The sequence below is a fragment of the Arthrobacter zhaoxinii genome (assembly GCF_025244925.1).
Taxonomy (GTDB): Bacteria; Actinomycetota; Actinomycetes; order Actinomycetales; family Micrococcaceae; genus Arthrobacter_B; species Arthrobacter_B zhaoxinii.
In genome coordinates, this window is sequence record NZ_CP104275.1 from 2,332,659 (window position 1) to 2,346,969 (window position 14,311).

At 68.5% G+C, this 14,311-nt stretch carries 14 protein-coding genes; 4 read left to right on the top strand and 10 right to left on the bottom strand.

Features of this window, described 5'->3' with window-relative positions; genetic code table 11:
- Positions 1-83: 83 nt before the first annotated feature.
- The gene (locus N2K95_RS10915) at positions 84-1,097 is read right to left on the bottom strand and encodes an MIP/aquaporin family protein (protein ID WP_260651576.1); all 1,014 of its coding nucleotides are present in this window, start codon (positions 1,095-1,097) and stop codon (positions 84-86) included.
- Between the two features lie 534 nt (positions 1,098-1,631).
- Here N2K95_RS10915 and N2K95_RS10920 point away from each other — a divergent pair.
- Positions 1,632-2,657: an ADP-ribosylglycohydrolase family protein gene (locus tag N2K95_RS10920; protein WP_260651577.1), complete on the top strand. Its 1,026-nt coding sequence runs from the start codon at positions 1,632-1,634 to the stop codon at positions 2,655-2,657.
- A 10-nt stretch (positions 2,658-2,667) separates the two neighbouring features.
- On the opposite strand, the gene N2K95_RS10925 is transcribed toward N2K95_RS10920, so the two are convergent.
- The 4 genes from N2K95_RS10925 to rph form a co-directional block, all read right to left on the bottom strand.
- Positions 2,668-3,705 carry an exonuclease domain-containing protein gene (locus N2K95_RS10925; RefSeq protein WP_260651578.1) on the bottom strand — a complete coding sequence of 346 codons (1,038 nt, stop codon included), beginning with the start codon at positions 3,703-3,705 and terminating at the stop codon, positions 2,668-2,670.
- Complete coding sequence (locus tag N2K95_RS10930; protein ID WP_260651579.1) at positions 3,698-4,402, bottom strand: DedA family protein; 705 nt, start codon at positions 4,400-4,402, stop codon at positions 3,698-3,700. The genes N2K95_RS10925 and N2K95_RS10930 overlap by 8 nt, the downstream gene beginning before the upstream one ends.
- Positions 4,403-4,498: 96 nt before the next feature.
- The gene (rdgB, locus tag N2K95_RS10935; RefSeq protein WP_260651580.1) at positions 4,499-5,143 is read right to left on the bottom strand and encodes an RdgB/HAM1 family non-canonical purine NTP pyrophosphatase; all 645 of its coding nucleotides are present in this window, start codon (positions 5,141-5,143) and stop codon (positions 4,499-4,501) included.
- Complete coding sequence (rph, locus tag N2K95_RS10940) at positions 5,144-5,917, bottom strand: ribonuclease PH (RefSeq protein WP_255789925.1); 774 nt, start codon at positions 5,915-5,917, stop codon at positions 5,144-5,146.
- Positions 5,918-6,123: 206 nt separating this feature from the next.
- Between rph and N2K95_RS10945 the strand changes: the two genes are divergently transcribed.
- On the top strand, positions 6,124-7,554 hold the full coding sequence (locus tag N2K95_RS10945; protein WP_260651581.1) for an alpha/beta hydrolase family protein: 1,431 nt from the start codon (positions 6,124-6,126) through the stop codon (positions 7,552-7,554).
- 8 nt (positions 7,555-7,562) lie between these two features.
- On the opposite strand, the gene N2K95_RS10950 is transcribed toward N2K95_RS10945, so the two are convergent.
- The 4 genes from N2K95_RS10950 to clpS form a co-directional block, all read right to left on the bottom strand.
- Entirely contained in the window at positions 7,563-8,414 is an 852-nt protein-coding gene (locus N2K95_RS10950) for an MBL fold metallo-hydrolase (RefSeq protein WP_260651582.1), read from the bottom strand.
- Positions 8,411-9,412: a glutamate racemase gene (murI, locus tag N2K95_RS10955; RefSeq protein ID WP_260651583.1), complete on the bottom strand. Its 1,002-nt coding sequence runs from the start codon at positions 9,410-9,412 to the stop codon at positions 8,411-8,413. The genes N2K95_RS10950 and murI overlap by 4 nt, the downstream gene beginning before the upstream one ends.
- Positions 9,413-9,506: 94 nt before the next feature.
- Positions 9,507-10,064, bottom strand: a complete 558-nt coding sequence (locus N2K95_RS10960) for a DUF2017 domain-containing protein (RefSeq protein WP_260651584.1) — start codon at positions 10,062-10,064, stop codon at positions 9,507-9,509.
- A 54-nt stretch (positions 10,065-10,118) separates the two neighbouring features.
- Positions 10,119-10,427, bottom strand: coding sequence for an ATP-dependent Clp protease adapter ClpS (gene clpS / locus N2K95_RS10965; protein ID WP_255789931.1), 309 nt, complete (start codon positions 10,425-10,427; stop codon positions 10,119-10,121).
- A 146-nt stretch (positions 10,428-10,573) separates the two neighbouring features.
- Between clpS and N2K95_RS10970 the strand changes: the two genes are divergently transcribed.
- Both N2K95_RS10970 and N2K95_RS10975 read left to right on the top strand, forming a co-directional pair.
- Positions 10,574-11,833, top strand: coding sequence for a nicotinate phosphoribosyltransferase (locus tag N2K95_RS10970; protein ID WP_260653788.1), 1,260 nt, complete (start codon positions 10,574-10,576; stop codon positions 11,831-11,833).
- Positions 11,834-11,835: 2 nt separating this feature from the next.
- Complete coding sequence (locus tag N2K95_RS10975) at positions 11,836-12,453, top strand: nicotinamidase (protein ID WP_255789933.1); 618 nt, start codon at positions 11,836-11,838, stop codon at positions 12,451-12,453.
- A 59-nt stretch (positions 12,454-12,512) separates the two neighbouring features.
- Here the strand turns inward: N2K95_RS10975 and N2K95_RS10980 are convergent, their stop codons facing one another.
- Positions 12,513-14,309 carry a DEAD/DEAH box helicase gene (locus N2K95_RS10980; RefSeq protein ID WP_260651585.1) on the bottom strand — a complete coding sequence of 599 codons (1,797 nt, stop codon included), beginning with the start codon at positions 14,307-14,309 and terminating at the stop codon, positions 12,513-12,515.
- Positions 14,310-14,311: the final 2 nt, after the last annotated feature.

The window sequence follows — 14,311 nt, forward strand, 5'->3', positions numbered from 1 at the left end:
GGCCGGGTCCGACAGTTAACGGATCGGGGGCAGCGGCGCCTGCCGCTGCCCCCGTGGGGTGTTCGAACTTTATCCGGACTGCACTACGGGCGGCTGCCCGGCGTGCCGTCCTCCGGACGCGTGGTACCGGTGCCGTTGGCGGGCTTGTCGAAGAAGCCGCGGGCTTCCTCGTCCACTACCGGCGCGGTGCTTCCGGCGGCGGAAACCGGCTTGGTGGATGCCGGCTTGGTAGCCGTCTCATCCCCGGCCGCGTGCGTGTCTTCCTCCACGGAGGAAGCTGCGTCACTGCGGTGGGAATCAATGGTCATGTCGACGCTGCGGAAGATGAGGCCGGCAATCACTGCGCCGAGCAGCGGTGCAACCCAGAACAGCCAGAGCTGCTCCAGAGCCCAGCCTTCGGAGAAGATCGCGACGGCGGTGGAACGGGCCGGGTTGATGCCGCCGTTGGTGACGGGGACAAGCACGGTCAGCAGGACCGCGTAGGTCACGCCCACGGCGAACGCGCCCTTGGCCGCGGAGGACCGGTGGGACTGTGCGGTTGCCCGGCGGGATGCTGCGCCCAGGAAGACGGCGGTCAGGAGGGCACCGGCAATGACCTCCATCAGCAGTGCGCTGGCAAGCGGGAACATGGTCGCCGAGTGCTCGCCGTAACCGTTGGCCGTAGCGCTCATGAACTCACGTACCTGCTCACCAAGCTGGTCGTGGCCGGTGATGACCACCCAGAGGATCGCGACGCCGAGCACGGCGCCTACCAGCTGGGTCAGGATGTACGGCAGGACGAGCTTCCAGGCCGTGCGTCCGGCAACTGCGCTGCCGAGGGTGATGGCGGGGTTGAAGTGGCCGCCGGAAATGTAGCCGAACGCCACCATGGCGCCGGCAAGGACCAGGCCGAAGGCCAGCGGTGACGTGATACCGCCGCCGGTGCTGTTGCCGAAGATGGCAATCCCGATGCCGCCGAAGAGCAGCAGGAAGGAGCCGATAGCCTCGGCTACCGTCCGTCCGACCAGCCCGTAGGTGTAGCCACCGTTTACAGGCGTCCGATCGCGGGCGGGCGCTGCGGCGCGGGCTCCGCTGAGTGGTGTGGACTCAGATGACATGAAAGAGGAATTCCTAACGTGTGGGTGGGCGGCACTGGATTCACGGCCGCCGGTACAGAGCAGAAGCGGTACTGCGACATGGCCCGCACCGGAAGTGCCGGTGCCCGGGAGATGCGCGAACTCACTACAAACTACCCCACCGTGTCAGCGCAGCCTGTTAACTTCCTGAATTTGCCCTGTGTACCCCGTGGATCCCGGGTGCCGGGATTCCCGGCGGGAAGGCGTGTGCCGCCCCGCCCCGGACACAGCACACCATCCCATCAGGTGGTGCCCCTGTTGCTGTTGGGGTCCCAGGGAGGAACTCCCGCCCCACCCGGTGGGACACCGTGCAGCCCGGCCTCAGAAACCGCCCGCCGGACCGTCCCGGGACACAGCACAGCATCCCACCAACTGGTGCCCCTGTTGCTGGTGGGGTCACAGAAGAAACTCCCGCACCACCCGGTGGGATGCCGTGCGGAAAAGCCGGCTCCGCGAGGCCCCGGCCTCAGAACCCGCCCGCCGGACCGTCCCGGACCCAGCGCCTATGCTGGAGAAGTGATCCCCGAACCCGATTCCGCCCCTGTTTTCCTTTCCTCCGCTGCCCTCTCGGCCAAGATCCGAGGCTGCCTGCTCGGCGGTGCACTGGGTGATGCTGCCGCCGGCGCTGCCGCGGAAACCCAGTCCGGGTCCGGCATGTCGATCTCCGCGAACACCCAGCTGGCCCTCTACTCGCTGGACGGCCTGCTTGAGGCCATCGAATGGGCAAATGAGGGAGTGGGCGCGGACGAGACGGCCTGCGTCTGGCTGGCCTACCTCCGCTGGATGCGCGGCCAGGGCCTGCCGCTTCCCGAGGCCGGTCCGTCACCGCTGCCCCGGCCCATCGATGCCGAGCCGCTGCTGCGGCCGGAGGGAACCGGGGCCGGCGATCCCGATGTGCTGTCGGCACTCTCGACAGGGGAAATGGGCACCCGGCAGCGCCCGCTCAACACCGGCGTTGACACTCCTGCCGCACTGGTACGCTCGGCTCCGTTCGGCCTGCTCCCCTACGTTGCAACCGAAACGGTCTACAAGCTGGCGCTCGACGCCGCCTCGCTGACCCACGGACATCCTTCGGCCCGGCACAGCGCAGCAGTCTTCGCCTCCATGGTCCACGGTCTGCTCGCACCCGGGGCAACGCTCCGCAGCGCCGCAGAGTCGGCGCTGGCGCAGGCCCGGGAAAACGGGGTCCCCGACTTCAGCGACCGACTGCAGGAACTACTGGCCGACGACGGCGGTACGGACCCGGCAGGGGCGGGCACCGCAGGCCGGACGCCCGCGGCGGAAGAAGCCCTGGCCATCGGGCTGCGCGCCGCTCTGGCTGTGGAAGACGCCGCCACGGAGGATACGGACCTCAGTGCCGCTACGGCTGCTGCCATCCGGGAAGCCGCAGCAGCGGGCGGTACCTCCGCCGCCGTCGTCGCCGGCAGCCTGCTGGGGACCCGGTACGAGGCACTGCCGGACACCGACCTCGAGGCACTGCGGGAAGGCAGCGTCATTGAGAAGCTCGCCGCGGGATTCATCGCCTCCACGATCGCGCCCTAGCTCGGACGGGCTACTGCGAGGCCTTCGGCCAGATCCCGCCCAGGGTCTGCAGGAATTCGGCTTCCGACAGGACTTCGATGCGCTGGCCGCGTTCGTGCAGGTCCAGGACCCGCCGTGCCTTGCCGGTCAGGCGTCCGCTGCGCAGGTCCCCCGGCTCGAAGCCGTCGCCGACCACCAGCACGCTGGTGGCACGCGTGACGTTGCTGGCCGTGCGGGCACCGACGTCGGCTGCCCGGTCCTTGGCGGTCTGCCGTGCCATGCCCAGGTTGCCGGTGAAGACAACGGTCTGGCCGAACAGCGGATGGGCCGGGTCGGCGAACGGATTCGGCGGCGGGTTATCCCCCTCGGACGGCCAGCCCTGCCAGCCGGCGCCGACGCCAGCCGCAGTAGCGCCAGCCGCAGCAGCGGTGCCGGTCCCCCGGGCCAGGGCGTCCCGCGTGGCTTTGGAGAGCGGATGCTGCCCGGGCACATAGGCCGGCAGGTGGGAAGCCGGCCGGCCGTCCCGCAGGAAAAACTCCGGCATGGACCCTGCACCGCTGCGCCGGGCAATATCGATCATGATCCCGGCGCAGGCGCGGGCGTCCTCGGTGGCATCGTGGTGGTTCAGCAGGGGAACCCCGGCGGCCTCGGCAGCGAAGGGCAGCGAATGTGAGGGCAGCTGGTAGGTGCGGCGGGAATGCACCACGGTGCAGGTGTAGTCGTAGGCCGGTCCGGCCAGCTCGGAGACCTCCAGGGCGGAGCGGATGACGCCCAGGTCGAAAGCGGCATTGTGCGCCACCAGCAGGTCGTCGCCGATAAAGGCGCCGATCTCCGGGAAGAGGTCGCCGAACCGCGGCGCACCCGCCACCATCTCCGGTTCGATGCCGTGGATCCGGACGTTGCGCGGGTCGAAGTAGTCGTGTCCCTCCGGGGGCCGCATCAGCCAGGACGCTTCCTCGACAACCTGGCCGCCGCGGACCCTGACCAGTCCCACCGAGCACGGTGAACCGCGGAAACCGTTGGCCGTTTCAAAATCTATTGCGGTAAAGCTGAGTCCTGCATCAGGCATTTTCGCGGGCCGCGCGCTTCCGCCGGGAACTCCGGACCTTGGCCGTCACGAACCAGACGGCCGCAGCAATCACTGCCACGATGACAATCTTCTGGAACACACCGGCGTACTCTTCGACGATGTGCCAGCTTTCGCCCAGGTAGTAGCCGGCGACGATGAAGATCGCGTTCCAGATCAGGCTGCCGGCTGTCGTCAGGGCCAGGAAGGTCGGCAGGTGCATCCGCTCGATCCCCGCGGGAATCGAGATGAGGCTGCGGAACAGCGGAATCATCCGGCCGAAGAACACCGCTTTGTTCCCGTGCCGCTCGAACCAGGCCTCCACCTTGTCCACGTCTTCCAGGTCCACCAGGGGAACCTTGGCGACCACCTTGCGCATCCGGTCCCGGCCCAGCAGGGCGCCGATCCCGTAGAGCGCCAGGGCGCCGACGACGGACCCCAGCGTCGTCCAGAACAGCGCGGCGGCAATGGAGAAGTTGCCTTGGCTGGCAGTGAATCCGGCCAGCGGAAGAATGATTTCGCTCGGCAGCGGGGGGAAGAGGTTCTCCAGGGCGATGGCCAGCCCTGCGCCGGGGGCACCGATGGTTTCCATCATGCCGACCGCCCAGTCCGCCACACCCCCGAGGGCGCTTGGATCACCGGAAGCAGAAGCTTCGGCGACGACGGAGGTGGCTGGGGTAACGGCAGGTGTAATAGTCATCTCGCGCTCAATTCTGCCCTAGGCCCCCCGGCGGGGAAGAATCCGGGAAGCGGCGCCCGGCGCGTTTGGGACACATCACACATACTTCGGTTCGGGTCAGGGAGCCTCCGGAGTGCCGTTGGCGAGGGCGGCAACCAAGGCAGGCAGCAGCGCACGGAAGGCCTGCCCGCGGTGGCTGATCGCGTTCTTTTCCCCGCTGCTCAGTTCCGCACAGCTGCGGTCCTGCCCGGACGGCTGCAGGATCGGATCGTAGCCGAAGCCGCCCGTTCCCCGGGGAGTCTTCAGCAGCGTTCCCCGCAGTTCGCCGCGTTCGACGGTGTCGCCGCCGTCGGGCAGTGCCAGGGCAGCAGCGCAGACAAAGGCGGCTCCCCGGTGCTCGGCGGAAATGTCGCCCAGCTGGGCCAGGAGCAGTTCGAGGTTCGCGGCGTCGTCGCCGTGCCGGCCGGACCAGCGCGCCGAGAAAATGCCCGGCGCTCCCCCAAGCACGTCCACGGCCAGCCCGGAGTCGTCGGCAACGGCGGGCAGGCCGGTGGCAGCAGCTACCGCATGGGCCTTGAGCAGGGCATTCTCTTCAAAGGTCACGCCGGTTTCGGCGACGTCGGGAACACCGGCCGCCGCGGCGTCGATCACCTGCGTGTCGACGTCGAGCCCGGGCACCTGCCCGCGCAGCAGTTCCCGCAGCTCGCGCAGCTTGCCCGGGTTGCGGGTGGCCAGGACCAGACGGGCTGTTGCCTGCGGCATTTAGGCCAGGCCCAGGGTCTGCCGCTGGATGGCAGCCAGGTCTGCGGTGCCGGCCAGGGCCAGGTCGAGCAGGGCATCGAGTTCGGCACGGTCGAACGGAGCGCCCTCGGCCGTGCCCTGCACCTCGACGAACTTGCCCGAGCCGGTGACCACCACGTTCATGTCGGTTTCGGCGCGGACGTCTTCGACGTACGGCAGGTCCAGCATCGGAACCCCGTCGATGATGCCCACGCTGATGGCCGCCACGGTGTCCAGCAGCGGATTGGCGTTGCGGGCAATGAGCTTGTTTTCCTTAGCCCAGGCCACGGCGTCGGCGAGCGCCACATAGGCGCCCGTGATGGCGGCGGTGCGGGTGCCGCCGTCGGCCTGCAGGACGTCGCAGTCCAGGACAATCGTGTTCTCGCCCAGGGCCTTGGTGTCGATGATGGAACGCAGCGACCGGCCGATCAGGCGGGAAATCTCGTGCGTACGCCCGCCCAGCTTGCCCTTGACCGATTCACGGTCGTTGCGGGTGTTGGTGGCCCGCGGGAGCATGGCGTATTCGGCGGTGACCCAGCCCTTGCCCTCGCCCTTGAGCCAGCGCGGCACGCCGGGGGTCAGCGACGCGGTGCACAACACCCGGGTATTGCCGAACTCGATCAGGGCCGAGCCTTCGGCCTGCTTCGACCAGCCGCGCGTAATGGTGATGCTCCGCAGCTGGTCGGGGGTACGGCCATCGGAGCGGACGACGGTGGAAGACGAGGTGGAAACAGGGCTGTTTGCGGCGGTTGTCATAGGCCCAGTCTATCGGCCGCGCGGTTACGTGCCCGGCGGACTGGCCCGCACGTAATGTGCCCCTACCCTTTCTCTCCCGCCGCCCGGCTCCTAGGGTGGCGCCGTACCGTCGGACCCCCTCCCGCGCGTCCCGAACACCGGGTGGGGAAACGACCTCCTGCAATGAGGCAGAAAGGATCGGCACGCACATGCGCAGACTTTCATCTATGGGGGTAGCCGTTTCGCTGGCCCTGGTATCGGCCCCGGCAACGGCAACAGCGGCTGAGCCCGCCGTCACGGAGCTCAGCGGGACGCTTCCCGGCGGAGCAACGTGGGCAGCACAGATGCCGCAGGACTGGAACGGCAAGCTGGTGCTCTACAGCCACGGCTTCCGGCCCGGCCCCGACAATCCGGCGGAGGACCCGGGCTTTGAATCCACTGCCCAGGCGCTGACCGCGCGGGGATTTGCCGTGGCATCCTCGTCCTATGCAGACACCGGCTGGGCACTGGGAACAGCGGTGGAGGACCAGCTGGGCACCCTGGCCGCCTTCTCGGCCGCGGCCGGCGAGCCGGTCCGGACCATCGCCTTCGGCACCTCGATGGGCGGGCTGGTCAGCAGCCTCATAGCCGAAACCCCGGACAGCGGTGTGGACGGAGCGGTGAGCACCTGCGGGCTCCTGGGCGGCGGCATCAACCTGAACAACTACCAGCTGGACGGCATCCACGCGCTCGCCGAACTGCTCCTGCCCGGTGTGGAGCTGCAGTTGACGGGATTCCGCACCGCCGAGGAAGCCGGCGTCACCATCAACGCCCTGATGGGTGCCGTGGAGCAGGCACAGGCGACGCCGGAGGGCCGGGCCCGGCTGGCCCTGGCGGGAGCCCTGATGAACACACCCACCTGGTTCAGCGGAGACACGGAGCCGGGCCGGAACGATTACGCCGCCCAGCAGGAGGCGCAGTACAACTGGCTGCTGCAGACCATCCCGTTTGTGGTCGGCTCGCGTGCCTCGATTGTCAACGCCGCCGACGGCGACAGCGGCTGGAACCAGGGGGTGGACTACCGCGCCCTGCTGCGGGACTCGGAGCAGCGGCAGCAGGTCAAGGCGCTCTACCGCAGTGCCGGCCTGGACCTGCGCCGGGACCTGCGCACCATCACCTCCACCGCAGACATCGCTCCGGATCCGGAAGCCCTGGACTGGATGGACCGCACCTCGACCCCGCACGGGAATCTCCTGATGCCGGTGCTGACCATGCATACCCTGGCCGACATCCTGGCACCGGTGGAGTACATGGAGGAGTACGCGGAGACGGTCCGGGAAGCCGGCGCCGGTCCGCTGCTGCGCCAGTCCTACGTGGAGCGGACCGGGCACTGCACCTTCACCGACGCGGAGCGGGTCGGCGCGGTGCTGGCCATGGACGAACGCCTCGATACCGGACGCTGGGGGAACCTGGCCGAACCCCGGCGGCTTGACCGGGCCGCCGAATCACTGGGGCTGGGCGAAGCCGACTTCATCAGATACCGTCCCGCGGAGTTCGTCAACGACCGCAGCTACCCGCAGGACCCGGGCTACGGCCACGGCCACGGTCACGGCCACGGGCCCGGGAAAGGACACGGCCACGGAAACGGACACGGCCACGGCCCCGGGAAGGGCCGCTGACCGCGGGGCTATCCCGCCGGCCGGACCCCGCCCGGTACTGCGAGCGGCGCGGTGAAGGGGCTGCCGACGTCGTAGGAGACACCGGCGACGGCGACCGCCAGGTCCCCGGCATAGGTTTCGCGTGCCTCGGAAACGCTGACGCTGGCATCGTTCCAGACCGGCAGATGTGTGAGCAGCAGCCGCCGGGCGTTTGCTGCGGTCGACGCTTCTCCGGCGCGGCGGCCGGTCAGGTGCACCCCTTCGATCGCGTCGTCGCGGCCCTCATGGAAGGCGGCTTCGCAGAGGAAGACATCGGTGTCCCGGGCGGCATCCTCCAGCCCGGGGCAGGAATCGGTGTCCCCGGAATAGGCCAGGGTCCGGAGCACGGGCTCGCCGTCGGCGTCCAGGGTGCGGGCTTCCACTCGCAGGGCGTACGCCTCTTCGGCCGGGTGCCGCACCGGGTACGGGATTACGGTGAACGGCCCGATCTGCACCGGACTGCCGGCGGTCCAGTTGGAGAACTCGAAGTCCTCGTGCATGCCCGGATCCAGCTCCAGCCCGTAGGCGGTGGCCATGCGGTCTGCCGTGGCAGCCGGTCCCCAGACCTTGATCCGGTCCCGGTTCCAGCCGGACGGGTCCCAGTGCACGGCCACGTGCAGGCCACACAGGTCCATGCAGTGGTCCGGATGCAGGTGGGTCAGCAGGACCGCGTCAATGTCCCGCAGGTCCATGTAGCGCTGCAGGGCGCCGAGGCTGCCGTTGCCGAGGTCGAGCAGGATCCTCCAGTCGCGGACGCCGTCGTTGGCGGTCACGAGGTAGCACGACGCCGGCGAGGCCGGGCCGGGGAAGGAGCCGCTGCAGCCCACAATGGTCAGTTTCATTCCGTGCCGTTCCGGGAGGCGCCGCTGTGCGCCTCCATCCGTTCAGGGGCGTCCGCCCGGGCGGCGGCAATCATCTGCGGGGTGACCCGGGCCATGCTGCCGGTGGGGTATTGCGCGGAGACGTGCTCCACCTGCTGGACGCTGAGGACCTCGGGGCCCAGGAAGCGCCGGGCGAGCAGTTCGAAGGAGGCCGAGTCTCCGGTGGCAACAAAGGTGTGCTGCGGAGGAGTCTGCAGACGCCGTTCAATCCCGTGGGAAATCAGGGCCCGGTAGACGTCCTTGGCGGTTTCCTCGGCACTGGAGACAAGCGTGACGCCGTCGCCCATGACATACGAAATCACGCCGGTAAGGAGCGGATAGTGGGTGCAGCCCAGGACCAGGGTGTCCACGTCACGGGCCTTCAGCGGAGCCAGGTATTCCTCGGCAGTGGCCAGCACGTCGGGGCCGGACGTGATGCCCGCTTCGACAAACTCCACGAACGCCGGGCAGGCCACCGAGGAGACCTGCAGGTGCGGGGCCGCGGCGAAGGTGTCGTCATAGGCGCGCGAGCCCACCGTGGCGGCCGTGCCGATGACGCCGATCCGTCCGGTGCGGGTAGCGGCGACTGCCCGGCGGACAGCCGGCTGGATGACTTCGATGACCGGGATGCCGTAGCGGCGGGTGTAGCGTTCGCGGGCGTCGCGCAGGACGGCGGCGGAGGCGGAGTTGCATGCAATCACCAGGAGTTTGACGCCGGAATCCACCAGCTCGTCCATCACGCCCAGGGCCTTGGCCCGGACTTCCGCTATCGGCAGGGGTCCGTAGGGTCCGTTGGCGGTATCCCCCACGTACATGATCGCTTCGTTGGGCAGCTGGTCCAGGACGGCGCGGGCGACCGTCAGGCCGCCGACGCCGGAGTCGAAGATGCCGATCGGGGCGTCCGGGTCCTTGACCCGGACTGCTTCAGGCTGTGATGTGCCCAGTGGATGCGGGGAGGTGCTGGCCGGGTGCGAACTCATAATGTAACGACAATAGTCCTCCCCCGGGCGCTGGGACATTCACGGTTCCGTGCCCTTGCTCACAAAGGTATCTGCCGAAGCGGGCTGATGCCCGTCAGTTCAGGGACTCCAGCAGTGCCTGCATCAGCGTCTCCTGCAGCCATGTGACGAAGTTGTACACCAGCGCAAGGTATCCGTCGACGTCCTGGGCCTTGGAGGGATCGGTGATGTCATGCAGCCGCTCGGCGGTTTCGTCGTCCTCAATGCCCAGGCGGTCGCCCAGCACCAGCCGGACGTCGTTGAGCGCCCGGGCGAAAAGCTGCGCCTGCTCGGTGTCCAGCCGCAGCGGAGCCGCTTCAAGCTGCAGCGCGGCGGAACGGAGGGCACCCTGTTTCGATTCCCGCAGCGAGCGTTCCGTGAACCGCCGGAACTCCAGGGCGTCGTCGTCGTTGCCTGTAGTGCCGCTGGGGAGCAGCCGCAGCAGCGCGGAATCTTCGGGGACGGCGGCCGACGGGTCGATGCCGACCATGGCGGCGAGGGGATCAGCGTCCGCTGCCGTGTCCGGTTCGAGGAGCTCCTGCACGTCGGAGAAAAGTTTGCGCAGCAGGTCCCGCTCCCCCGGTTCCAGGTTTGCGGTAATGCCCTTGCGGGTGAGCTTGAAGCCGGTGGCCACGTCTATCCGTTTCTATTCTGGGTCTTGGGGCTGGGTCTTTAGGGGGCGGCGGCGCTAAGCCGCGTCCGCCTTCTGGAAGGTGGCCCACAGCCCGTAGGAGTGCATCGCGAGGGTGTCCCGTTCCGCGGATTCGCGTGATCCGGTGGCCACCACGGATTTCCCGGCCTCGTGCACTTCCAGCATCAGGCGGTGGGATTTGGACTCCGAGTAGCCGAAGTAGCTCTGGAAAACGTAGCTGACATAGCTCATCAGGTTGACCGGGTCATTCCAGACAATCACGACCCAGGGGATGTCCGCTGCCGTGAGGCCTTGGGTCTCCTCACGTGTCAGGGTGTCCGTTCCGGTCGCAGTGCTGGTAGCCATGGTTCCAATTGTAGTGAGAAATCCGTTTCGGACCTGCGCCCGGCCACCGTCTCCTCATTCGGGATAAGCGGGTTAGAGTTTTGCCTGTGAACAGTCCCGCCTCCTCCCCGAATTCCGCCCTCTACACGGACCACTACGAGCTGACCATGCTCCAGGCCGCCCTCCACGCGGGCACGGCCTCCCGCCGGTCCGTGTTCGAAGTCTTTGCCCGGCGTCTGCCGGACGGCCGCCGCTACGGCGTCACCGCCGGTACGGGCCGCATCCTGGAGGCCCTGGAAAATTTCCGTTTTGACCAGCCGCAGCTGGATTTCCTGGCCGACACCAACGTGGTGGATGAAGGCACCCTCGCGTGGCTGGCGGATTTCCGGTTCTCCGGCAACATCTACGGCTACGCCGAGGGTGAAGCCTACTTCCCGCAGTCCCCGCTGCTGATTGTCGAATCCACCTTCGGTGAGGCCTGCATCCTCGAGACCATGGTCCTGTCCATGCTCAACCACGACAGCGCCATTGCCTCCGCGGCCTCCCGTATGACCTCCGCCGCCGACGGCCGCCCGTGCATTGAAATGGGTTCGCGCCGCACGCACGAGGAAGCAGCCGTTGCCGCAGCCCGCGCCGCGGTGATTGCCGGGTTCAACAGCACCTCCAACCTGGAGGCGGGACGGCGCTACGGCCTGAAGACGGTCGGTACGGCCGCGCATTCCTTCACGCTCCTGCACGATTCCGAGAAGGAAGCCTTCACCGCGCAGACGGCGGCGCTGGGGGCGGGCACGTCCCTGCTGGTGGATACGTACGACGTCGAGCAGGGAGTCCGCACGGCCGTGGAGGTCGCCGGACCGTCCCTGGGCGGCGTGCGGCTGGATTCCGGGGACCTTGTGGCGCAGGCCCGCTGGGTGCGCGATCTGCTTGACGAGCTGGGCAACACAGACACCCGCATCATGGTCACGTCCGACCTGGACGAGTTCGCCATCGCGGCGCTGGCCTCGGCGCCCGTGGATACCTACGGCGTCGGCACCTCCCTGGTCACCGGTTCCGGCGCCCCCACCGCCGGCATGGTCTACAAGCTGGTCAGCCGCGAGGGAGACGACCACGAGTTCGTCTCCGTGGCCAAGGCCGCGAAGAACAAGGTGTCGCTCGGCGGACGGAAGTACGCGCTGCGGCGCCTGGATGACCACGGGACGGCGACCGCCGAGGTGATCGGCATCGGCCACGCCCCGGAGAACGACGGCGATGACCGTACCCTGCTGCACCAGTTCGTGGCCGACGGCCGCGTCCTGCCCGGCTGGACCGGGCCCGAGGCGGTGACGCGTGCTGCGCAGCGGCACGCGGCGTCCCTCGCCGAACTGCCCACCTCGGTGAACCGCCTGCAGCGCGGCGAACCTGCCATCCCCACCGAATACGAGGAGTAAGCATGGCCCGCGCCCTGATTATTGTCGACGTGCAGAACGACTTCTGCGAAGGCGGCTCGCTGGCAGTGGCCGGCGGGGCCGACCTCGCCGGTGTCATCACCGATTACGTGGAGACCTCGGCAGGCCGGTACGACCTGGTCGCGGCAACCCAGGACTGGCACATCGATCCCGGTGCACATTTCTCCGAAACACCGGACTTCGTGGACTCCTGGCCGCGGCACTGCGTGGCAGGGACTCCCGGCGCGCAGCTGCACCCGGACCTGGATACCGAGCTGGTTGATGCCTTCTTCCGCAAGGGCCAGTACGAGGCCGCCTATTCCGGTTTCGAGGGTGTCCTGGCCCCGGACGTGGAGGTGCCCCTGGGCGACCCCGAAGCGGAGCCCGATGCGGACACGGAAACCCTCAGCCTGGACGACTGGCTGCGGGACAATGACGTGGACGAGGTGGTGGTGCTGGGCCTGGCTGCGGACTACTGCGTACGCGCCACCGCCCTGGACGCCCTTGCCGCCGGCTACACCACCGCGGTGATTCCGGAGCTGTGCCGCGGCATCAAGCGGGAGACCACGCTCGCGGCGTGGGCGGAACTGGAAGACGCCGGCGTCGAGATCATCGACCTGTAACCGCCGCACGCCACGCGAAGGGCCGGCCCGCTTCTGCGGGCCGGCCCTTTTGCCTGCCGCTACTTACGGCCGATGAACCAGTCCTGCAGCTTCTTCAGCCGCTTGTTCAGCTGCTCCTCGTTGGCCTGCGCCACGGGCGGCCCGCCGCAGATCCGCCGCAGTTCGCTGTGCACCACCCCGTGGGGCATGCCGGAGCGGGCGGACCAGGCTGAAACGTTCTTCGCCAGCTCTGCCCGCAGCTCGGTGAGCCGGCGGTGGTCCACCACTTCGGGGGCTTCCACCGGGGCTGCCTCCGCGGCGGCGCCGGAGCGGCGGCCCCTGCGGGAGAGCTGCTCATGCTGGCGCTGGCGCAGCAGGGTGCTCATCTGGTCCGCGTCCAGCAGGCCGGGGATGCCGAGGAAGTCCTGTTCCTCCTCGCTGCCCAGCGCGCCTCCTGTGCCGAACTCGCCGCCGTCGAACAGTACCCGGTCAAAGGAGGCCTGGGATTCCAGAGCCTCGAACTTCTGCTTGGTCAGCTCGCCGGAGGCCTTTTCCTCACGGTTGGCCGCCTCCATGAGGCTGTCCTCCAGGCCGAAGCCTTCCTCCTCCAGGTGGTTGTCCGGGCGGTCCAGTGCGTGGTCGCGTTCAACTTCCATCTGGTTGGCCAGCGCCATCAGGTTCGGCACGGACGGCAGGAACACCGACGCCGTTTCGCCGCGCTTGCGGGCACGCACGAAACGCCCCACGGCCTGCGCGAAGAACAGCGGCGTGGCGGTGGAGGTGGCATACACGCCGACGGCGAGGCGGGGCACGTCCACGCCTTCGGACACCATGCGCACCGCAACCATCCAGCGCTGGGTGCCGGCGGAGAACTCCTCGATTTTTTCGGAGGCCTTGGCATCGTCCGAAAGGATCACGGTGGGTGATTCGCCCATGATCTTCTTCAGCCAGCCGGCGTAGGCGCGGGCGTCGTCGTGGTCCGTGGCAATCACCAGCCCGCCGGCGTCGGGCACGGACCGGCGCACCTCGGTGAGGCGGCGGTCCGCGGCGGCCAGCACCGCGGGGATCCACTCGCCGGTGGGGTTCAGGGCGGTGCGCCAGGCCTGCGCGGTGATGTCCTTGGTCACCGCGGCTTCGCCCAGCGACGCGGCCATTTCATCGCCTGCACTGGTCCGCCAGCGCATCTGCCCGGAATAGGCCATAAACATCACCGGGCGGACCACGTGGTCCTTGAGCGCCTGGCCGTAGCCGTAGGTGTAGTCCGCCTTGGACCGGCGGATCCCGTCCCGGTCTTCGACGTACTCCACGAAGGGAATGGCTGCCGTATCGGAGCGGAACGGCGTACCGGTCAGGGAAAGCCGCTTCACGGCCGGTTCGAACGCTTCCCGGATGCCGTCGCCCCAGGACAGGGCGTCGCCGCCGTGGTGGATTTCGTCCAGGATCACCAGGGTGCGGGCAGCCTCGGTCTTGGCGCGGTGCAGCATCGGCTTGGACGCCACCTGCGCGTAGGTGACGGCCACGCCGATGAACCCGTGTCCGTGCCGTCCGTCGGCGTTCTTGAAGTTCGGGTCGATGGCCAGGCCCACCTTGGCGGCGGCGTCGGCCCACTGCCGCTTCAGGTGGTCCGTGGGCGCGACGACGGTGATGCGGTTGACGATGCCGCGTTCCACCAGTTCGTTCGCCACCCGCAGGGCGAAGGTGGTTTTACCGGCGCCGGGGGTTGCCACGGCGAGGAAGTCGCTGGCATTGGACGCAAAGTACTTCTCCAGTGCCTCCGCCTGCCACTGGCGCAGCTTCGGGGCGGTACCCCAGGCGGCACGTTCGGGATACGCGGGCGGCAGGGACGCACCGGCGCCGAACAGGGTTTCGGAACTCACGC